We start from the raw sequence: 20,063 nt of genomic DNA on the forward strand, positions 1-20,063 counted from the left end.
GCCACTCTGAGATAAACCCGTAACTCATTGATTAAACAGTGCGTTAGAAAGATGTGTATAACGATATGACCTGAACCTCCTGCATATGCCCCAATCGAATATCTTTTACGAACGTAGTATTGACATAATCCCAAGTAGCGCGACCATTGACTTTGTTATCCACCCAGCCGCCTAAAGTCCCGCCCCAAACGGGTCCTGTCACATCACCGTTTTCGTGAAAGGTTGCGGTTCTGCCGCCCCACGAAATGGTTAAATTTTTACCGAGAGTGACACGTCCGGTGACAGTTCCACCCGTGCGTTTATCTAGTGCATTTTTTGCACAATCTACCGTTTCCAACAAACCAAGGTTTTATTGAATAGGAAATTTAGCTAATATTTTGCCCAAAACCAGCGATGACAAGGCTTTCAGAGGGAGAATAAGAGGCTAAAATGGCAAAAATAGGCTATATAAGGGTGTCAAAAAATGACCAAAACACCGATTTACAGCGAAAATAACTCATTTGTGCAAATTGTGACCAGATTTTTGAGGATAAAATCAGTGGAAAAACAGACCAGAGACCTGGATTAAAACGCGCGTTAAATTGCTTAAAAACGGGCAATACGTTAGTTGTTTGGAAACTCGATAGACTGGGGCGCAGCATCAAACATTTAATCGGCTTAATCTCTGAACTGGAAGATAAAGTGTATTAGTCGCGACTTGATCTGACACTGGACCTTGAAAGGTTGAGAGTTACCGGTTTTGATATGGGTGTCGAATCCTTATACAAAACACGAGGTAACTCTCATGCTTCATACTAACAATCCCATCATCAAACACAAAGCCGGCCTGCTCAATCTCGCCGAAGAACTCGGTAACGTATCAAAAGCCTGTAAAATCATGGGGGTGTCACGCGACACGTTTTATCGCTATCAGGAACTGGCGGCAGAAGGCGGCATTGACGCTCTGGTTAACCAAAACCGCCGGGTTCCCAACCTGAAAAACCGTGCTGATGAAGCCACTGAACGTGCGGTTGTTGATTACGCCATTGAGTTCCCGGCTCATGGCCAGCACCGGACCAGTAATGAGCTGCGTAAAAAAGGCGTCTTCATTTCTGGCAGCGGTGTGCGCTCCATCTGGCAACGACACGATCTGGAAAACTTTCGTAAGCGCCTGAAGGCACTTGAGGAAAAAGTTGCCAGAGAAGGCATCGTACTTACTGATGCTCAAATCGCTGCACTGGAGAAGAAGGCGCACGACGACGAAGCCTGTGGTGAAATAGAGACTGCTCACCCGGGTTATCTGCATATCGTTATACACATCTTTTGGCCATTTTTTGAACAGGATGCTCAGAACCCCGTGAATTAAGGCATTCAAGCCATCCCATTGGCTTTTTGAGGTTCAAAATGCCACTCTGAGATAAACCCGTAACTCATTGATTAAACAGTGCGTTAGAAAGATGTGTATAACGATATGGGTTATCTGGGGTCGCAGGACACCTTCTACGTGGGTAATCTGAAAGGTGTTGGCCGTATCTACCAGCAGACGTTCGTGGATACGTACTCGAAAGTGGCGCACTGCAAGCTTTACACGAGTAAAGCACCGATCTCTGCCGCCGACCTGCTCAATGATCGCGTGCTGCCGTTCTACGAAGCTCAGGGGCTGCCAATGCTAAGAATACTGACGGACAGGGGGACGGAGTACTGCGGTAAAGTGGAACAACATGACTATCAGCTGTACTTGGCTATCAACGATATAGACCATACGAAAACGAAAGCGATGTCTCCGCAGACAAACGGTATCTGCGAGCGCTTCCATAAAACTATTTTGCAGGATTTTTATCAGGTTGCGTTCCGTAAGACGTTATACGAGGACCTAGAAAGTCTACAAAAGGATCTGGACAACTGGTTGTGGCATTACAATAATGAGCGAACTCATCAGGGTAAAATGTGCTGCGGGCGTACGCCAATGGCCACGTTACTTGATGGTAAACGAGTCTGGGCAGAAAAAAATCTGAACCAGATTTAATCTGACAGACACCTGTATAAATAACCGGTAACTGTCAGATCAGGTCTGAGCTAATACAGATAAAGGCATTCATTTTCATAGTTTGACGGATTCTATCGATACCTCTTCGTCAGCAGGTCGTTTTTTCTTTCATGTGATGAGTGCGTTGGCACAAATGGAGCGGGAACTGATTGTTGAGCGTACTCAGGCTCACCTCGTTATACACATCTCTGTTCGTGCCTGAGCGCGCGTAGCGTTTCGGCGGCCGTCATGACTTTCTGCAAGCCTTTCCAGATAGTTTTTGCGCCTGGTTCACCGTCGCCTTTTCGAGCAAGAAAGCCTCCGAGTTGCGCAACTAAGCGCAATACTTCGTTTAGCTTAGGGCGGCCCTTGGGCATACGCTTGTTCATCAGTAGGTAAGCTCCATGAGTCTCGTCGGAATCAAAGAACAACATTGCGTCTAGCTCTGGACAGGTTCGTCCCATACGCATTAAATAGGCGATGCGCCATGCCACGATCATGAACAGCGCCAATGCCCGCTCAATGCGATCCACGGTCGATAACTGTAACGCTTCGACACAGCAGCCGTTCTTCAGCACATTGAAGAACATCTCGATTTCCCATCTAGCCCGATACCAGTCGATCAGCTCCACGATATCTTCTCGTCCTTCAGGTACGCGATTGCTCAGCAACCGCCACTCGACCGGCTTCACGCCTGCTGGCGGCTCAATTTCCTTGGCTATCACACAAGTCACTGCCAACCCGCAACGCAGCGACACTCACTTCACGCGCAGCGCCTGTTTCACCGTACGCGCCTTCTGCCCCGCGCGAGCCGCCATAACGAATTGGATTTCTCCCACCGGCACGGTCTTTCCAACCTTCTGCCAAAGCTTCTCATTACAGTCCAGACTGCGATTATGAGTCGAGCGGATCAACCAGTCAGCCGGAGTGCCAAGGTCATCAGCGAGCTGCATCAACGCCTTGATATCCGCTTCGCGATCGGCTAAGTACACCAGACGTGTGTTTGGCAACTCCGAGGCGAGTTCAGCAACTCGCTCGTATCCCTCGAGCCAGCGCGTACTCTCCTTGAGCCCATCGCGTTTTCCGTCTGCATCCTTCGGCTCTCTTGCCCACATCCACGCATCCAGTACGCCCAACCCCACGCGATCCGGACTGACCGCGTAGGTCGGATGCAGGTACAGACCACGCCTGGCTTCGTAGTTCAAGGGACCCAAGCCTTGGATTTGCTGCCCGTTGAAGTCAAGCTCGGTAGTGTCTTGGATACACAGCACAACCTCGTGTTCTCGGATCCTTTCCTGCGTACGCTGCCAGTGAGGTTGCAGAATGTCTCGCCATTCGAATGCTTGGTTCTCCATGAAGCGGTAAGCACCCAGCGTCTCAGACCATCCGAGGCACGCATGAGGAATGCTGGCTTGCGGATTCTCAGCCAGCCGTATCAAAAGCCCTTTGGCACGCTTATTGAGCCTCGTGTCACCAAGATTTACCCCTTCCAGTTCTTGGTGTAGTGGTCAACTAATATTGGCCACCGCATTAGACTGTATGTAGAACAGTCGCTCAGATTCGTTTGGAGTTAAGCCGCCGTTATACCAGTGAGGCCGGATAGCGCTGTAATACCCCGTGATGTAGCGGATAATCGCGTCCTGGGCTTCGCTGAAGCTGTTGTAACCCTTTGTCGGCACCCATTCTGTCTTCAGGCTGCGGAAGAACCGCTCCATTGGCGCATTATCCCAGCAGTTACCCCGCCGACTCATACTCTGCTTTATCCGGCAGCGCCACAGGGCTTGCCGGTATTGACGGCTGGTATAGTGGCTGCCCTGGTCGCTGTGGAACATGACTCCTGTTGGTTGTCCCCGGAGTTCCCAGGCCATCTGCAACGCTTTAACTGTCAGCGCCGAGTCCGGCGACGTCGACATGGCCCAGCCCACCGGTTTGCGGGCGAACAGATCTAGCACCACCGCAAGGTAAGCCCAGCATTTGCCCGTCCAGATGTAGGTCACATCGCCGCACCAGACCTGATCCGGCGCGGTAACCGCGAACTGGCGGTTGAGATAGTTCGGTATTTCAACGTGTTCATTGCCGCCGCGTTTGTATTTGTGAGCCGGTCGCTGGCAGCTGGCGATACCCAGCTCCTTCATCAGCTTGCCAGCCAGCCAGCGCCCCATTTTGACACCGGAGCTGCCGGTGACGATGGTCGCGATACTTCGAGCGCCGGCAGAGCCGCCGCTGGCGTTCCAGGCTTCCATGACGCGGCTACACTTAACCACGCGCTCACCGTCGGGTTCATTAGCGGAAGCCTGCCAGTGCCTGTAGCTGCTGCGATGTACCTCAAAAGTTTGGCACAACGCCGTGACCGGGTATCGCGCCCTCAGCCTGTCGACTACCGTGAACCGTTGAGTGAGTCCGACATTAAGAGCGCCGTAGCCTTTTTTAGGATTTCGTTCTCCATTTCAAGGCATTGGACTTTTTTCTTCATCTCACGCAGCTCGAGCTGTTCAGGGGTAAGAGGAAGTCCCGTTGGCGTTTTTCCCTGTCGTTCAAGGCGAAGCTTATTGACCCAGCGACTAATGGCAGAATGGCTGACATTAACCCATATCGTTATACACATCTTTCTAACGCACTGTTTAATCAATGAGTTACGGGTTTATCTCAGAGTGGCATTTTGAACCTCAAAAAGCCAATGGGATGGCTTGAATGCCTTAATTCACGGGGTTCTGAGCATCCTGTTCAAAAAATGGCCAAAAGATGTGTATAACGATATGACATTAACCGCCTCTGCGGCCTTAACGTATGTGTAGCCGTGGTCGACAACCAGCTTTGCGGCTTCGAGCTTAAATTCCGCCGTAAAATGTTTACCCATGAGGTCACCTGTCGTGTTGATGAGGTGAGCATATCACCTCCGATCAGGTGGCCAGTATAAGTGTGCCACTACACAACCGAACTCGAAGCCATCTGAGCACCAGCGCATATCGCTCTCTGCTACCGCGATTTTGCCTTTATGCTCCCGCTTCGGACGTTCAGTTTTATCATGAAACAACAGCAGGTTATGCTCGCTCATTATCCTGTAAAGCCGTTTGGCGTTCACCGGTGGAAGTCCCTCTGCACGACGTTGCTTACGCAGGATACCCCACACTCGGCGGTAACCGTAACTGGGCATGTCACTGATGATACGGAGGATGTCCGATAATATCTCAGCATCAGCTTCGTCATTACGCCGGTTGCTGCGCCTGTCCAGCCAGTCGGCAGAACGGTTAACCCGCAGTGACAGCTGCGCACGCGACACGCTCATGGCGCGGCTGACCAGAGCTATTCCCCGTCCTTTGGCAACAAGGGCGCGTGCGCTATCCATTTTCGCGACTGGCGGTACTCCACTGCTTCTTTGAGGATCTCAACTTCCATCGTCTTCTTACCCAGAAGGCGCTGTAGCTCCCGGACCTGCTTGAGGGCAGTCGCCAGCGCCGAAGCTGGAACCACTTCTTCTGCGGCCGCAACGGCGGTGAGGCTTCCTTCCTGGTATTGCTTCTTCCACTTAAACAAAAGGCTGGGCTGGATGCCATGCAGGCGGGCTACATGGGAGACGTTCATCCCCGGCTCCATTGTCTGCTGAATGATGGCGATTTTCTCTTGCGGAGTTTTACGCTTACGGACTTCTTGCCCTAACAGGATCCCGGTCATTTCAAAATTTGCATGATTGTTAGACATATATCTAAGCCTATCTCTTATCTGGAGATACAGCGACTGTCTGGTGTTACAGGGGGCTACATCATGCGTAATTCATGGGGTGCTCCTGTGATTATATGTATTAGCTCAGACCTGATCTGACAGTTACCGGTTATTTATACAGGTGTCTGTCAAATTAAATCTGGTTCAGATTTTTTTCTGCCCAGACTCGTTTACCATCAAGTAACGTGGCCATTGGCGTACGCCCGCAGCACATTTTACCCTGATGAGTTCGCTCATTATTGTAATGCCACAACCAGTTGTCCAGATCCTTTTGTAGACTTTCTAGGTCCTCGTATAACTTCTTACGGAACGCAACCTGATAAAAATCCTGCAAAATAGTTTTATGGAAGCGCTCGCAGATACCGTTTGTCTGCGGAGACATCGCTTTCGTTTTCGTATGGTCTATATCGTTGATAGCCAAGTACAGCTGATAGTCATGTTGTTCCACTTTACCGCAGTACTCCGTCCCCCTGTCCGTCAGTATTCTTAGCATTGGCAGCCCCTGAGCTTCGTAGAACGGCAGCACGCGATCATTGAGCAGGTCGGCGGCAGAGATCGGTGCTTTACTCGTGTAAAGCTTGCAGTGCGCCACTTTCGAGTACGTATCCACGAACGTCTGCTGGTAGATACGGCCAACACCTTTCAGATTACCCACGTAGAAGGTGTCCTGCGACCCCAGATAACCCGGGTGAGCAGTCTCTATTTCACCACAGGCTTCGTCGTCGTGCGCCTTCTTCTCCAGTGCAGCGATTTGAGCATCAGTAAGTACGATGCCTTCTCTGGCAACTTTTTCCTCAAGTGCCTTCAGGCGCTTACGAAAGTTTTCCAGATCGTGTCGTTGCCAGATGGAGCGCACACCGCTGCCAGAAATGAAGACGCCTTTTTTACGCAGCTGATTACTGGTCCGGTGCTGGCCATGAGCCGGGAACTCAATGGCGTAATCAACAACCGCACGTTCAGTGGCTTCATCAGCACGGTTTTTCAGGTTGGGAACCCGGCGGTTTTGGTTAACCAGAGCGTCAATGCCGCCTTCTGCCGCCAGTTCCTGATAGCGATAAAACGTGTCGCTTGACACCCCCATGATTTTACAGGCTTTTGATACGTTACCGAGTTCTTCGGCGAGATTGAGCAGGCCGGCTTTGTGTTTGATGATGGGATTGTTAGTATGAAGCATGAGAGTTACCTCGTGTTTTGTATAAGGATTCGACACCCATATCAAAACCGGTAACTCTCAACCTTTCAAGGTCCAGTGTCAGATCAAGTCGCGACTAATACAGATTAAGAGTCCACTGCTCTACCAACTGAGCTAACAACCCTGAGACAAATTAATTAAAGGGCTGTGACGAGAAAAGCTTTCACAACCAGAGAGATAATACCCAAAACTCCAGCACTCAGCATCCAGCGAATTAACTTCTGTTCTGAGCGGATACCCGCCATCTCAAGCTGTAAATCCTTGCGGACTAAAGATATCTGAGCTTCAGTTTTCTCGAAGCGAGCCTGCATCTGAGCTTCGTTCTTCTCGAAACGAGCATCAATATCCTTACGGACATCGGCTATCTCTGCGGATAGATCCTTACGGACATCAGCTATATCACGCTTCACTTCGGCAATATCAGCCTTGGTAGCCACATCCGCCACTTCGTGAGACTTACGTACGACGAGCGAGATCGCCTTGGCCTGCTGACTGGTAAGCCCGGCGGTTTGAAGCTCTTCTGACGCCTGCAATGTATCAAATGCAACCTGGCCCATGGGAAATCCTCCTGTGTTAAGCCAAGTGTAAGCGATCTGACCGCCAATCTGCAAAATTTTACCCGTTAGCCCTCTGATAACCACATCCGTTTAATTATGGATAAATTGTTATGACCAAAATCACCAAAACACAACTTGTGTATTAGTCGCGACTTGATCTGACACTGGACCTTGAAAGGTTGAGAGTTACCGGTTTTGATATGGGTGTCGAATCCTTATACAAAACACGAGGTAACTCTCATGCTTCATACTAACAATCCCATCATCAAACACAAAGCCGGCCTGCTCAATCTCGCCGAAGAACTCGGTAACGTATCAAAAGCCTGTAAAATCATGGGGGTGTCAAGCGACACGTTTTATCGCTATCAGGAACTGGCGGCAGAAGGCGGCATTGACGCTCTGGTTAACCAAAACCGCCGGGTTCCCAACCTGAAAAACCGTGCTGATGAAGCCACTGAACGTGCGGTTGTTGATTACGCCATTGAGTTCCCGGCTCATGGCCAGCACCGGACCAGTAATCAGCTGCGTAAAAAAGGCGTCTTCATTTCTGGCAGCGGTGTGCGCTCCATCTGGCAACGACACGATCTGGAAAACTTTCGTAAGCGCCTGAAGGCACTTGAGGAAAAAGTTGCCAGAGAAGGCATCGTACTTACTGATGCTCAAATCGCTGCACTGGAGAAGAAGGCGCACGACGACGAAGCCTGTGGTGAAATAGAGACTGCTCACCCGGGTTATCTGGGGTCGCAGGACACCTTCTACGTGGGTAATCTGAAAGGTGTTGGCCGTATCTACCAGCAGACGTTCGTGGATACGTACTCGAAAGTGGCGCACTGCAAGCTTTACACGAGTAAAGCACCGATCTCTGCCGCCGACCTGCTCAATGATCGCGTGCTGCCGTTCTACGAAGCTCAGGGGCTGCCAATGCTAAGAATACTGACGGACAGGGGGACGGAGTACTGCGGTAAAGTGGAACAACATGACTATCAGCTGTACTTGGCTATCAACGATATAGACCATACGAAAACGAAAGCGATGTCTCCGCAGACAAACGGTATCTGCGAGCGCTTCCATAAAACTATTTTGCAGGATTTTTATCAGGTTGCGTTCCGTAAGAAGTTATACGAGGACCTAGAAAGTCTACAAAAGGATCTGGACAACTGGTTGTGGCATTACAATAATGAGCGAACTCATCAGGGTAAAATGTGCTGCGGGCGTACGCCAATGGCCACGTTACTTGATGGTAAACGAGTCTGGGCAGAAAAAAATCTGAACCAGATTTAATTTGACAGACACCTGTATAAATAACCGGTAACTGTCAGATCAGGTCTGAGCTAATACATATAATCACAGGAGCACCCCATGAATTACGCATGATGTAGCCCCCTGTAACACCAGACAGTCGCTGTATCTCCAGATAAGAGATAGGCTTAGATATATGTCTAACAATCATGCAAATTTTGAAATGACCGGGATCCTGTTAGGGCAAGAAGTCCGTAAGCGTAAAACTCCGCAAGAGAAAATCGCCATCATTCAGCAGACAATGGAGCCGGGGATGAACGTCTCCCATGTAGCCCGCCTGCATGGCATCCAGCCCAGCCTTTTGTTTAAGTGGAAGAAGCAATACCAGGAAGGAAGCCTCACCGCCGTTGCGGCCGCAGAAGAAGTGGTTCCAGCTTCGGCGCTGGCGACTGCCCTCAAGCAGGTCCGGGAGCTACAGCGCCTTCTGGGTAAGAAGACGATGGAAGTTGAGATCCTCAAAGAAGCAGTGGAGTACCGCCAGTCGCGAAAATGGATAGCGCACGCGCCCTTGTTGCCAAAGGACGGGGAATAGCTCTGGTCAGCCGCGCCATGAGCGTGTCGCGTGCGCAGCTGTCACTGCGGGTTAACCGTTCTGCCGACTGGCTGGACAGGCGCAGCAACCGGCGTAATGACGAAGCTGATGCTGAGATATTATCGGACATCCTCCGTATCATCAGTGACATGCCCAGTTACGGTTACCGCCGAGTGTGGGGTATCCTGCGTAAGCAACGTCGTGCAGAGGGACTTCCACCGGTGAACGCCAAACGGCTTTACAGGATAATGAGCGAGCATAACCTGCTGTTGTTTCATGATAAAACTGAACGTCCGAAGCGGGAGCATAAAGGCAAAATCGCGGTAGCAGAGAGCGATATGCGCTGGTGCTCAGATGGCTTCGAGTTCGGTTGTGTAGTGGCACACTTATACTGGCCACCTGATCGGAGGTGATATGCTCACCTCATCAACACGACAGGTGACCTCATGGGTAAACATTTTACGGCGGAATTTAAGCTCGAAGCCGCAAAGCTGGTTGTCGACCACGGCTACACATACGTTAAGGCCGCAGAGGCGGTTAATGTCAGCCATTCTGCCATTAGTCGCTGGGTCAATAAGCTTCGCCTTGAACGACAGGGAAAAACGCCAACGGGACTTCCTCTTACCCCTGAACAGCTCGAGCTGCGTGAGATGAAGAAAAAAGTCCAATGCCTTGAAATGGAGAACGAAATCCTAAAAAAGGCTACGGCGCTCTTAATGTCGGACTCACTCAACGGTTCACGGTAGTCGACAGGCTGAGGGCGCGATACCCGGTCACGGCGTTGTGCCAAACTTTTGAGGTACATCGCAGCAGCTACAGGCACTGGCAGGCTTCCGCTAATGAACCCGACGGTGAGCGCGTGGTTAAGTGTAGCCGCGTCATGGAAGCCTGGAACGCCAGCGGCGGCTCTGCCGGCGCTCGAAGTATCGCGACCATCGTCACCGGCAGCTCCGGTGTCAAAATGGGGCGCTGGCTGGCTGGCAAGCTGATGAAGGAGCTGGGTATCGCCAGCTGCCAGCGACCGGCTCACAAATACAAACGCGGCGGCAATGAACACGTTGAAATACCGAACTATCTCAACCGCCAGTTCGCGGTTACCGCGCCGGATCAGGTCTGGTGCGGCGATGTGACCTACATCTGGACGGGCAAATGCTGGGCTTACCTTGCGGTGGTGCTAGATCTGTTCGCCCGCAAACCGGTGGGCTGGGCCATGTCGACGTCGCCGGACTCGGCGCTGACAGTTAAAGCGTTGCAGATGGCCTGGGAACTCCGGGGACAACCAACAGGAGTCATGTTCCACAGCGACCAGGGCAGCCACTATACCAGCCGTCAATACCGGCAAGCCCTGTGGCGCTGCCGGATAAAGCAGAGTATGAGTCGGCGGGGTAACTGCTGGGATAATGCGCCAATGGAGCGGTTCTTCCGCAGCCTGAAGACAGAATGGGTGCCGACAAAGGGTTACAACAGCTTCAGCGAAGCCCAGGACGCGATTATCCGCTACATCACGGGGTATTACAGCGCTATCCGGCCTCACTGGTATAACGGCGGCTTAACTCCAAACGAATCTGAGCGACTGTTCTACATACAGTCTAATGCGGTGGCCAATATTAGTTGACCACTACAGCTGTGTCGAAGCGTTACAGTTATCGACCGTGGATCGCATTGAGCGGGCATTGGCGCTGTTCATGATCGTGGCATGGCGCATCGCCTATTTAATGCGTATGGGACGAACCTGTCCAGAGCTGGACGCAATGTTGTTCTTTGATTCCGACGAGACTCATGGAGCTTACCTACTGATGAACAAGCGTATGCCCAAGGGCCGCCCTAAGCTAAACGAAGTATTGCGCTTAGTTGCGCAACTCGGAGGCATTCTTGCTCGAAAAGGCGACGGTGAACCAGGCGCAAAAACTATCTGGAAAGGCTTGCAGAAAGTCATGACGGCCGCCGAAACGCTACGCGCGCTCAGGCACGAACAGAGATGTGTATAACGAGGTGGGTTAAAGAAGCTACACGCCAATTGGCACAGAGACTTCTTGCTAATGGCGTAGATCGTTCTGTTATTAAGATATCTACCAACCTAACAGATGATGAACTAGATAAACTATGAGGCAAGAAGCTAGCTTGCCTCTAGCTTATAGATAAATTGTATTAGCTCAGACCTGATCTGACAGTTACCGGTTATTTATACAGGTGTCTGTCAGATTAAATCTGGTTCAGATTTTTTTCTGCCCAGACTCGTTTACCATCAAGTAACGTGGCCATTGGCGTACGCCCGCAGCACATTTTACCCTGATGAGTTCGCTCATTATTGTAATGCCACAACCAGTTGTCCAGATCCTTTTGTAGACTTTCTAGGTCCTCGTATAACGTCTTACGGAACGCAACCTGATAAAAATCCTGCAAAATAGTTTTATGGAAGCGCTCGCAGATACCGTTTGTCTGCGGAGACATCGCTTTCGTTTTCGTATGGTCTATATCGTTGATAGCCAAGTACAGCTGATAGTCATGTTGTTCCACTTTACCGCAGTACTCCGTCCCCCTGTCCGTCAGTATTCTTAGCATTGGCAGCCCCTGAGCTTCGTAGAACGGCAGCACGCGATCATTGAGCAGGTCGGCGGCAGAGATCGGTGCTTTACTCGTGTAAAGCTTGCAGTGCGCCACTTTCGAGTACGTATCCACGAACGTCTGCTGGTAGATACGGCCAACACCTTTCAGATTACCCACGTAGAAGGTGTCCTGCGACCCCAGATAACCCGGGTGAGCAGTCTCTATTTCACCACAGGCTTCGTCGTCGTGCGCCTTCTTCTCCAGTGCAGCGATTTGAGCATCAGTAAGTACGATGCCTTCTCTGGCAACTTTTTCCTCAAGTGCCTTCAGGCGCTTACGAAAGTTTTCCAGATCGTGTCGTTGCCAGATGGAGCGCACACCGCTGCCAGAAATGAAGACGCCTTTTTTACGCAGCTCATTACTGGTCCGGTGCTGGCCATGAGCCGGGAACTCAATGGCGTAATCAACAACCGCACGTTCAGTGGCTTCATCAGCACGGTTTTTCAGGTTGGGAACCCGGCGGTTTTGGTTAACCAGAGCGTCAATGCCGCCTTCTGCCGCCAGTTCCTGATAGCGATAAAACGTGTCGCGTGACACCCCCATGATTTTACAGGCTTTTGATACGTTACCGAGTTCTTCGGCGAGATTGAGCAGGCCGGCTTTGTGTTTGATGATGGGATTGTTAGGCTGTGTCCCTTAATTACATAACCTCTGGTAAAACAGGTGGATGCAGCCCAGTTTCAACATTGCCAGATAATTCCTCGCCGTTTTGTCGTAACGTGTCGCAATGCGACGGTATTCTTTCAGACGGCCAAAGCACCGTTCAACAACGTTCCGATTGCGGTAGGCGTCACGATCGAGCTTTGAACGACCATCCACCGCCATTTTTTCAGTGGATTTCCGGGGATAACAGTTTTTATACCTCTGTTTTTCAGCTCGTTATGTAATACATGCCCGGAGTACGCCTTGTCAGCGAGTACCGCATGACCACGGCGTTTCATACTGCCGTTATGGCGTTGAACACCAATACCGTCCAAAAGACGTAGTGCAAACTGACTTTCATGAGCCTGACCGGGGCTCAACACGATGTTTAACGGAAGACCACTTCCGTCTGTAGCCATATGGATTTTGGTGCCAAAACCACCTCGAGAGCGACCCAGCCCATTATCTCCGGTGATATCGGGATGTTTTTTTGAGCACCGGCAGCACATTTCAGCGCCCTGATATTGCTACCATCCAGCGCAGTCGCTGACCAGTCCACGAGGCCATGGGCATCAAGTGATGAAAGTAACTTATTGAAAATAAGGTTAATGACTCCCGATTTTGACCATCGGTTAAAGCGGTTATAAACGGTTTTCCATGGGCCGTATCGCTCAGGTAAATCACGCCATGGGGCACCAGAGCACAGCCCCAGAACATGCCATTGATAATCATGCGATGCTCAGCCCATGGGCGTCCGGCCTGTGGTGTTGCTGGTTCAGCAGGGAGTAAGGGCTGGATGATAGCCCATGCTTCATCGGGAAGGTCGTAGCGAGTCGTAGTTCAAAATGATGTAGAAACAAACAGTTAATATAACTCATGGGATTAAGGGACACAGCCTAGTATGAAGCATGAGAGTTACCTCGTGTTTTGTATAAGGATTCGACACCCATATCAAAACCGGTAACTCTCAACCTTTCAAGGTCCAGTGTCAGATCAAGTCGCGACTAATACAGCTAAGTACACCAGACGTGTGTTTGGCAACTCCGAGGCGAGTTCAGCAACTCGCTCGTATCCCTCGAGCCAGCGCGTACTCTCCTTGAGCCCATCGCGTTTTCCGTCTGCATCCTTCGGCTCTCTTGCCCACATCCACGCATCCAGTACGCCCAACCCCACGCGATCCGGACTGACCGCGTAGGTCGGATGCAGGTACAGACCACGCCTGGCTTCGTAGTTCAAGGGACCCAAGCCTTGGATTTGCTGCCCGTTGAAGTCAAGCTCGGTAGTGTCTTGGATACACAGCACAACCTCGTGTTCTCGGATCCTTTCCTGCGTACGCTGCCAGTGAGGTTGCAGAATGTCTCGCCATTCGAATGCTTGGTTCTCCATGAAGCGGTAAGCACCCAGCGTCTCAGACCATCCGAGGCACGCATGCGGAATGCTGGCTTGCGGATTCTCAGCCAGCCGTATCAAAAGCCCTTTGGCGCGCTTATTGAGCCTCGTGTCACCAAGATTTACCCCTTCCAGTTCTTGGTGTGCCCAGCCATCTGAATCCCGTGTCATTTTTCAGCGCCGTAAATGGCGATAGTACACGTCGGTTTCACTTCATTTACAACCCCACCGGCTGCCTATTTCAGCCCGCTAACCCTTGGCATATAAGGCGTTGCGGACTTGTGTATAACGAGGTGGACTGCACCACCTCATAACACAGGGCGTAGCGGTTTGATTTAAGTAGAGGTAACCATCATGCAAGCGTATCCATTTACGTTAAGCGAAGCATGTACATTTCTTGGTATTTCACGACCAACAGCGAATAGCTGGATTCGCTCTGGACGGCTCGTCGCCACGCGCAAAGATCCTTCCAAATCTAAATCGCCCTATCTCATTACTCGGCAAGCATGTCTTGCGGCACTTAACAATCCGATGCACACTGTCGCCGTGAGCGCGGTTGATGCACATGAGGAGAAAAAAACATGTCATTATTCCGCAGAGGTAACGTCTGGTACGGTAACTACACGACGCCGGGCGGCAAGCGCATTAAAGAATCTCTTGGAACAACGGACAGAAAACAAGCTCAGGAGTTCCACGACCGTCGAAAAGCTGAACTATGGCGGATAGAGAAATTAGGCGACTTTCCTGATGTTACTTTCGATGAGGCTTGTCTGCGCTGGCTTGAAGAAAAATCACATAAGAAATCCCTTGATGCCGACAAGGGACGTATTGGATTCTGGCTTATGCATTTTACAGGTGTTTTACTTAAAAATATCACGGAGGCGAAAATTTATTCAGCTGTGAGTAAGATGACGAATAGAAAATCTGAAGCACGTTGGCATCAGAAAGCAGCAACGATGAGTAAAAAAGGGATTGACATTGGTGACTATACGCCAGAGCCGGTTTGTACTTCAACAAAAGCCAAGCACCTTGCTTTGATGAAATCTATCATGCGGGTAGCTGAGCGTGAATGGAAGTGGATAGAAAAATCACCTGTTATCAAGGTTCCACAAGAAAAAAATAAGCGGGTACGATGGCTCGACCCCGTAGAAGCCAAAAGGCTAATTAAAGAATGTCCTGAACCTCTTAAGTCTATCGTAGAATTCGCGTTATCAACAGGTCTTCGCCGTTCTAACATTGTCAACTTAAAATGGCAGCAGATAGATATGCAGCGGAAGGTTGCATGGGTGCATCCGGAGGATAGTAAATCAGGGCGTGCTATCGGGGTTGCGTTGAATGATATGGCATGTGCAGTACTGAGACGGCAAATAGGACATCATCATAATTTGGTGTTCGTCCATACAACCGCAGTTAAAAGAAATGATGGTACGACCACATCATCTGTACGAAAAATGCGCGTTGATTCAAACACGGCTTGGAGAGCAGCACTGAGACGTGCAGGAATCGAAAACTTCCGGTTTCATGATCTGCGTCACACATGGGCAAGCTGGTTAGTCCAGTCAGGGGTGCCTCTGTCTGCATTGCAAGAAATGGGGGGCTGGGAAAGCATAGAAATGGTACAGCGGTATGCGCACTTAGCGCCAAACCATCTAACAGTACATGCACAACAAATTGATGCGATTTTTAGCGATGGCGTCCCAAATCCGTCCCACTGTGAAAAGGTGGCTATTGAAAAATAGCCTAAGTAATTGATTTTATTGGTGCGCCCTGTAGGATTCGAACCTACGACCTACGGCTTAGAAGGGCGATAACTTCTGATTTTAACTCATAACAGATGATTTCATTCAGTTTCAACTTGCTGTAATAAAAAGAATTTTACATGTTGTATGATTTCACTTTATAACATAGTATTTCACCATAACGACACCCGTGAGAGCACCCGTAATGGCAGGAATATTACTCACTGACAGCAAGATCAAAGGTATTAAACCAAAAGAGCAAGCGTATTACGTATGGCAGTCATCAGCCACCAGAGGTACAGGGCGCTTGGGTCTGAAAATTTAGCCTTCCGGCAGAAAGATTTTTGTTTACAAGTACCATAAAGATGGTGCTCGAAAATTCCTTTCACTGGGAGATTATCCCACGGTAACCCTCGCAGAAGCAACCGCAAAAGCCCTCACCGCCTCTGCCAATATCACCGCGCCAGAAACGTCTATTGCTGAACACGCCACTATAAAACAATTGTTTGACGATTACATAACCACTCAAAAAAAACAAGGTAATCGCTCTTATGACAAAACAAAAAACAGACTCAACCAAGTGTTAACCAGTAAGTACATTGATCCTGCTACACCCGCTAAGGAAATAACACCTGTTCAGATCAAGCGTGTTCTTGCAGAGTTTATAGAACGTGGAGCAAACGCCGGAGCAAATAAGATTAGAGCTAACCTTCATGCCGTATTCAATTTTGGGTTATTCGCGGATAACGATCCGGCCAACATTAACGAAAAAACCATTTACTAGTTTGACCGAAATCCAGTCAGTGTCATTCCACGGCTTTGTTGAATAAACAGATTTTATGCTACCAGCCCAGTAAAACGATTGTTTCCAGCAACGTAAAATCATGCAGTTAAGCATCATGAGAAAACGGAATGCCTGAGGTGATAAGCATTTTCTACCAAAATGGGCATAGTAAAACAGCACGATTCCCTATTATTCAACAAAGCCTCATTCCACCGCAAAAACGGGTAGATAAGGCGCTTGATCGTTTTTTGTCATGGGACGAACTCAGCGAACTATTAAGATTGTTCTCAGTAACGGAATCAGCTTGCCCCATTCATCCAGACTTCGCTCAATTGACCCTGCTGTGTATCTTTAGTGGCGGGCAGTGCCCTTGGGAAATAATGACCAATACTCGTGATCAATGGGATGAAAAAAATAAAACCCTTACAGTACCGCCTCACATATCAAAAAATAGTGATTTCCACATTATCCCTCTGAATCAAAGCGCCACTGAGATTCTGAAACGGCAGAGAAAAAAATATCCAGACGCGCTGTTTATTTTTCCGGGCAATACAAAAGAAGGGCATTTGCTGTCCGCTGAGTACAGTAAACAACTCCGTAAATTCTGTAAATTAACCGGTTTTAATAAATTCATCCCCAGAGATATTCGCCGTACCTTCAAAACCTTGGCAGGAGATATGGGCATTAGTGCAGAAATGCGTGATAGACTTCAAAATCACAAAAGTCCTGGCGTGTCAGCAAAACATTACGATAGGTATGATTACCTAAGAGAAAAACGAGAAATAATTGAACAGTGGGAAATGTAGTGGCACACTGATACTGGCCACCTGATCGGAGGTGATATGCTCACCTCATCAACACGACAGGTGACCTCATGGGTAAACATTTTACGGCGGAATTTAAGCTCGAAGCCGCAAAGCTGGTTGTCGACCACGGCTACACATACGTTAAGGCCGCAGAGGCGGTTAATGTCAGCCATTCTGCCATTAGTCGCTGGGTCAATAAGCTTCGCCTTGAACGACAGGGAAAAACGCCAACGGGACTTCCTCTTACCCCTGAACAGCTCGAGCTGCGTGAGATGAAGAAAAAAGTCCAATGCCTTGAAATGGAGAACGAAATCCTAAAAAAGGCTACGGCGCTCTTAATGTCGGACTCACTCAACGGTTCACGGTAGTCGACAGGCTGAGGGCGCGATACCCGGTCACGGCGTTGTGCCAAACTTTTGAGGTACATCGCAGCAGCTACAGGCACTGGCAGGCTTCCGCTAATGAACCCGACGGTGAGCGCGTGGTTAAGTGTAGCCGCGTCATGGAAGCCTGGAACGCCAGCGGCGGCTCTGCCGGCGCTCGAAGTATCGCGACCATCGTCACCGGCAGCTCCGGTGTCAAAATGGGGCGCTGGCTGGCTGGCAAGCTGATGAAGGAGCTGGGTATCGCCAGCTGCCAGCGACCGGCTCACAAATACAAACGCGGCGGCAATGAACACGTTGAAATACCGAACTATCTCAACCGCCAGTTCGCGGTTACCGCGCCGGATCAGGTCTGGTGCGGCGATGTGACCTACATCTGGACGGGCAAATGCTGGGCTTACCTTGCGGTGGTGCTAGATCTGTTCGCCCGCAAACCGGTGGGCTGGGCCATGTCGACGTCGCCGGACTTGGCGCTGACAGTTAAAGCGTTGCAGATGGCCTGGGAACTCCGGGGACAACCAACAGGAGTCATGTTCCACAGCGACCAGGGCAGCCACTATACCAGCCGTCAATACCGGCAAGCCCTGTGGCGCAGCCGGATAAAGCAGAGTATGAGTCGGCGGGGTAACTGCTGGGATAATGCGCCAATGGAGCGGTTCTTCCGCAGCCTGAAGACAGAATGGGTGCCGACAAAGGGTTACAACAGCTTCAGCGAAGCCCAGGACGCGATTATCCGCTACATCACGGGGTATTACAGCGCTATCCGGCCTCACTGGTATAACGGCGGCTTAACTCCAAACGAATCTGAGCGACTGTTCTACATACAGTCTAATGCGGTGGCCAATATTAGTTGACCACTACAAATAGATTAGAAATATAGGGCCTTATACCGCTAGGAATACTCTTTTGCGGATACAAAAGGAGCAAGTATGCAATCAGTAAAAGTAGGTATCACTGCTATACAACAACTGGATTCATCCCCCCTAACAAAAAATCAAAAATCCCTTATATGTATGCTTACTATTGGAAATATTCTCGAATTTTTTGATTTATTTCTAGTCGGTTTTGTCATTACGCTGCTTATGCAAGATCAACGGTGGTCATTAAGCACAATACAGTCAGGTTTAATCCTCGCTGGAGCAGGACTTGGAACTGTCATCGGCGCAATTTTTTTGGGGTGGCTTGCTGATAAATATGGCCGTAAGAAATCATTTTTCTCATGTATTTTATTACTTGTAATATTTACCGGACTGGCTGCGCTAACGCCTGAAAATAATTGGTTATTTTTGTCAATCATGCGAGTTTGCGTAGGTATAGCCGTTGGCGGGCTTAATGTGACTACTGTGCCTTATGTTCAAGAATTTGTACCTTCTAAAAAAAGAGGGTTATTTACTGGTCTGACTTCAGCATTTGTACCGTTAGGTCTATTTCTTGGATCATTCGCAACTCGTTATCTGGCTGAACCGCTTGGTTGGAGAGGACTTTTAATTATTGGTTGTCTTCCTGCTATTTTATTGGCATGGATAAAATTCATTCCAGAATCACCAAGATATTTAGTATCTAAAGGACGTTTTCAGGATGCCCGTGAAGCTTACGCCTGGGCGATGAATATCCCTGTAACTAAAGTGGGGCATTTACCTGAAGATATATCGATTAGCAAAAAGTCTTATCTAAATATAATAAGACACTATCCAAAACAACTTGCTATTGTCGCTATTGGTTCATTCTCTTTTATACTTGGAAGTTTCGCTATTCAGTCATGGGGACAGATATTATTGAATCATGTTTTCCATTTTAGTTTTAATGTTGTAGCAAATTTATTCATGATACTTTCTTTAGGGGATTTAGTTGGTCGATTATTTTCAGCATGGCTTTCCGATTATCTTGGAAGGCGTCGAACACTCTTTTTATTCGGTCTTATTGGTGCGCTTGGATGTATGATTGCAGCACTGTCTGTAAAGATCAGCACAATCGTGCATTTTTTAAATTTGAATATGATATCTTCAGGCTGGATTTTCTTTGTTGGCACTCTTATTGCTATGATGTTTGGCGATGGTGCATTTGGAATTATCAATGCATTTGGCGGAGAAATGTTCTCTAGTCAGGTACGCTCGACCTGCCTTGGACTTGGTTATGGTGTAGGTTCTACCGCTAAAATTATTGGTCCTGTTTTTCTCGGCGGTCTCATCGATGGCAAAAATTTTTCTGAAAATGTCGTGTTCGTACCTTTCCTCATATTTGCGTTTATTTTTTTTATCGGTTCTATCGTTTATCTGTTTGCTCGCGAAACTCGCAATATCCAGCTTGAGGCTATGTAATTGATATCAATCTGTGACTCAGATTTGTTAGTATATCATAGATATGAATTTGATCACTTAGAAGCAATATCTTATGTAAAAGTCGATTTC

10 protein-coding genes and 15 pseudogenes are annotated in these 20,063 nt (G+C 49.2%); 15 read left to right on the top strand and 10 right to left on the bottom strand.

The window, feature by feature from the left end; genetic code table 11:
- Window positions 1-43: 43 nt before the first annotated feature.
- Entirely contained in the window at window positions 44-337 is a 294-nt protein-coding gene (locus ACWWJF_RS26280) for a hypothetical protein (RefSeq protein ID WP_455871368.1), read from the bottom strand.
- 92 nt (window positions 338-429) lie between these two features.
- Between ACWWJF_RS26280 and ACWWJF_RS26285 the strand changes: the two are divergent.
- The 4 pseudogenes from ACWWJF_RS26285 to ACWWJF_RS26300 form a co-directional block, all read left to right on the top strand.
- Window positions 430-681 (top strand): annotated as a pseudogene (locus ACWWJF_RS26285) (recombinase family protein); the annotation flags it as partial.
- 103 nt (window positions 682-784) lie between these two features.
- A pseudogene (locus ACWWJF_RS26290) lies at window positions 785-1,273 on the top strand (helix-turn-helix domain-containing protein); the annotation flags it as partial.
- Between the two features lie 180 nt (window positions 1,274-1,453).
- A pseudogene (locus tag ACWWJF_RS26295) lies at window positions 1,454-2,005 on the top strand (integrase core domain-containing protein); the annotation flags it as partial.
- A 58-nt stretch (window positions 2,006-2,063) separates the two neighbouring features.
- A pseudogene (locus ACWWJF_RS26300) lies at window positions 2,064-2,201 on the top strand (recombinase family protein); the annotation flags it as partial.
- Between the two features lies 1 nt (window position 2,202).
- On the opposite strand, the pseudogene ACWWJF_RS26305 reads toward ACWWJF_RS26300, so the two are convergent.
- From ACWWJF_RS26305 to ACWWJF_RS26330, 6 genes and pseudogenes are all read right to left on the bottom strand, one after another.
- Window positions 2,203-3,498 (bottom strand): annotated as a pseudogene (locus ACWWJF_RS26305) (IS4 family transposase).
- A gap of 15 nt (window positions 3,499-3,513) precedes the next feature.
- Window positions 3,514-4,592: pseudogene (locus tag ACWWJF_RS26310) on the bottom strand (IS3 family transposase); the annotation flags it as partial.
- A gap of 114 nt (window positions 4,593-4,706) precedes the next feature.
- Entirely contained in the window at window positions 4,707-4,862 is a 156-nt protein-coding gene (locus ACWWJF_RS26315; protein ID WP_455868661.1) for a hypothetical protein, read from the bottom strand.
- 72 nt (window positions 4,863-4,934) lie between these two features.
- Window positions 4,935-5,677: pseudogene (locus ACWWJF_RS26320) on the bottom strand (transposase); the annotation flags it as partial.
- A gap of 181 nt (window positions 5,678-5,858) precedes the next feature.
- Entirely contained in the window at window positions 5,859-6,899 is a 1,041-nt protein-coding gene (locus ACWWJF_RS26325; protein WP_455871369.1) for an IS481 family transposase, read from the bottom strand.
- 155 nt (window positions 6,900-7,054) lie between these two features.
- Complete coding sequence (locus ACWWJF_RS26330) at window positions 7,055-7,474, bottom strand: hypothetical protein (RefSeq protein ID WP_455871483.1); 420 nt, start codon at window positions 7,472-7,474, stop codon at window positions 7,055-7,057.
- 240 nt (window positions 7,475-7,714) lie between these two features.
- Here ACWWJF_RS26330 and ACWWJF_RS26335 point away from each other — a divergent pair, with 240 nt between their 5' ends.
- The 4 genes and pseudogenes from ACWWJF_RS26335 to ACWWJF_RS26350 all read left to right on the top strand — a co-directional run.
- Window positions 7,715-8,755, top strand: coding sequence for an IS481 family transposase (locus ACWWJF_RS26335; protein ID WP_455871369.1), 1,041 nt, complete (start codon window positions 7,715-7,717; stop codon window positions 8,753-8,755).
- Between the two features lie 181 nt (window positions 8,756-8,936).
- Window positions 8,937-9,679 (top strand): annotated as a pseudogene (locus tag ACWWJF_RS26340) (transposase); the annotation flags it as partial.
- Window positions 9,680-9,751: 72 nt separating this feature from the next.
- A protein-coding gene (locus ACWWJF_RS26345) for an IS3 family transposase (RefSeq protein ID WP_455868400.1) occupies window positions 9,752-10,920 on the top strand; the annotation gives its coding sequence in 2 pieces (ribosomal slippage) (window positions 9,752-10,007 and window positions 10,007-10,920; 1,170 coding nt in all).
- Between the two features lie 13 nt (window positions 10,921-10,933).
- Window positions 10,934-11,293, top strand: a pseudogene (locus ACWWJF_RS26350) (IS4 family transposase); the annotation flags it as partial.
- Between the two features lie 214 nt (window positions 11,294-11,507).
- Here the strand turns inward: ACWWJF_RS26350 and ACWWJF_RS26355 are convergent.
- The 3 genes and pseudogenes from ACWWJF_RS26355 to ACWWJF_RS26365 all read right to left on the bottom strand — a co-directional run.
- On the bottom strand, window positions 11,508-12,527 hold the full coding sequence (locus ACWWJF_RS26355) for an IS481 family transposase (RefSeq protein WP_455871484.1): 1,020 nt from the start codon (window positions 12,525-12,527) through the stop codon (window positions 11,508-11,510).
- 21 nt (window positions 12,528-12,548) lie between these two features.
- Window positions 12,549-13,385, bottom strand: a pseudogene (locus ACWWJF_RS26360) (IS5 family transposase); the annotation flags it as partial.
- Between the two features lie 180 nt (window positions 13,386-13,565).
- Window positions 13,566-14,114: pseudogene (locus tag ACWWJF_RS26365) on the bottom strand (IS4/Tn5 family transposase DNA-binding protein); the annotation flags it as partial.
- A gap of 183 nt (window positions 14,115-14,297) precedes the next feature.
- Between ACWWJF_RS26365 and ACWWJF_RS26370 the strand changes: the two are divergent.
- The 7 genes and pseudogenes from ACWWJF_RS26370 to ACWWJF_RS26400 form a co-directional block, all read left to right on the top strand.
- A pseudogene (locus tag ACWWJF_RS26370) lies at window positions 14,298-14,432 on the top strand (helix-turn-helix domain-containing protein); the annotation flags it as partial.
- A 92-nt stretch (window positions 14,433-14,524) separates the two neighbouring features.
- On the top strand, window positions 14,525-15,682 hold the full coding sequence (locus ACWWJF_RS26375) for a tyrosine-type recombinase/integrase (protein ID WP_455871370.1): 1,158 nt from the start codon (window positions 14,525-14,527) through the stop codon (window positions 15,680-15,682).
- A gap of 337 nt (window positions 15,683-16,019) precedes the next feature.
- Window positions 16,020-16,130 (top strand): annotated as a pseudogene (locus ACWWJF_RS26380) (Arm DNA-binding domain-containing protein); the annotation flags it as partial.
- Window positions 16,131-16,184: 54 nt separating this feature from the next.
- Entirely contained in the window at window positions 16,185-16,466 is a 282-nt protein-coding gene (locus ACWWJF_RS26385; RefSeq protein WP_455871371.1) for a phage integrase central domain-containing protein, read from the top strand.
- Window positions 16,467-16,672: 206 nt separating this feature from the next.
- A pseudogene (locus ACWWJF_RS26390) lies at window positions 16,673-17,272 on the top strand (site-specific integrase); the annotation flags it as partial.
- Between the two features lie 31 nt (window positions 17,273-17,303).
- Window positions 17,304-18,509 (top strand): annotated as a pseudogene (locus ACWWJF_RS26395) (IS3 family transposase).
- 75 nt (window positions 18,510-18,584) lie between these two features.
- Window positions 18,585-19,973, top strand: a complete 1,389-nt coding sequence (locus ACWWJF_RS26400) for an MFS transporter (RefSeq protein ID WP_455871372.1) — start codon at window positions 18,585-18,587, stop codon at window positions 19,971-19,973.
- The last annotated feature ends 90 nt before the right edge of the window (window positions 19,974-20,063 follow it).

It is taken from the genome of Symbiopectobacterium sp. Eva_TO, from assembly GCF_053848865.1.

Bases quoted from the DNA above. Each gene is read 5' to 3' on its own strand.
- ACWWJF_RS26315 (WP_455868661.1), bottom strand. From the start codon at position 4,862: ATGGGTAAACATTTTACGGCGGAATTTAAGCTCGAAGCCGCAAAGCTG.
- ACWWJF_RS26325 (WP_455871369.1), bottom strand. From the start codon at position 6,899: ATGCTTCATACTAACAATCCCATCATCAAACACAAAGCCGGCCTGCTC.
- ACWWJF_RS26330 (WP_455871483.1), bottom strand. From the start codon at position 7,474: ATGGGCCAGGTTGCATTTGATACATTGCAGGCGTCAGAAGAGCTTCAA.
- ACWWJF_RS26335 (WP_455871369.1), top strand. From the start codon at position 7,715: ATGCTTCATACTAACAATCCCATCATCAAACACAAAGCCGGCCTGCTC.
- ACWWJF_RS26375 (WP_455871370.1), top strand. From the start codon at position 14,525: ATGTCATTATTCCGCAGAGGTAACGTCTGGTACGGTAACTACACGACG.
- ACWWJF_RS26400 (WP_455871372.1), top strand. From the start codon at position 18,585: ATGCAATCAGTAAAAGTAGGTATCACTGCTATACAACAACTGGATTCA.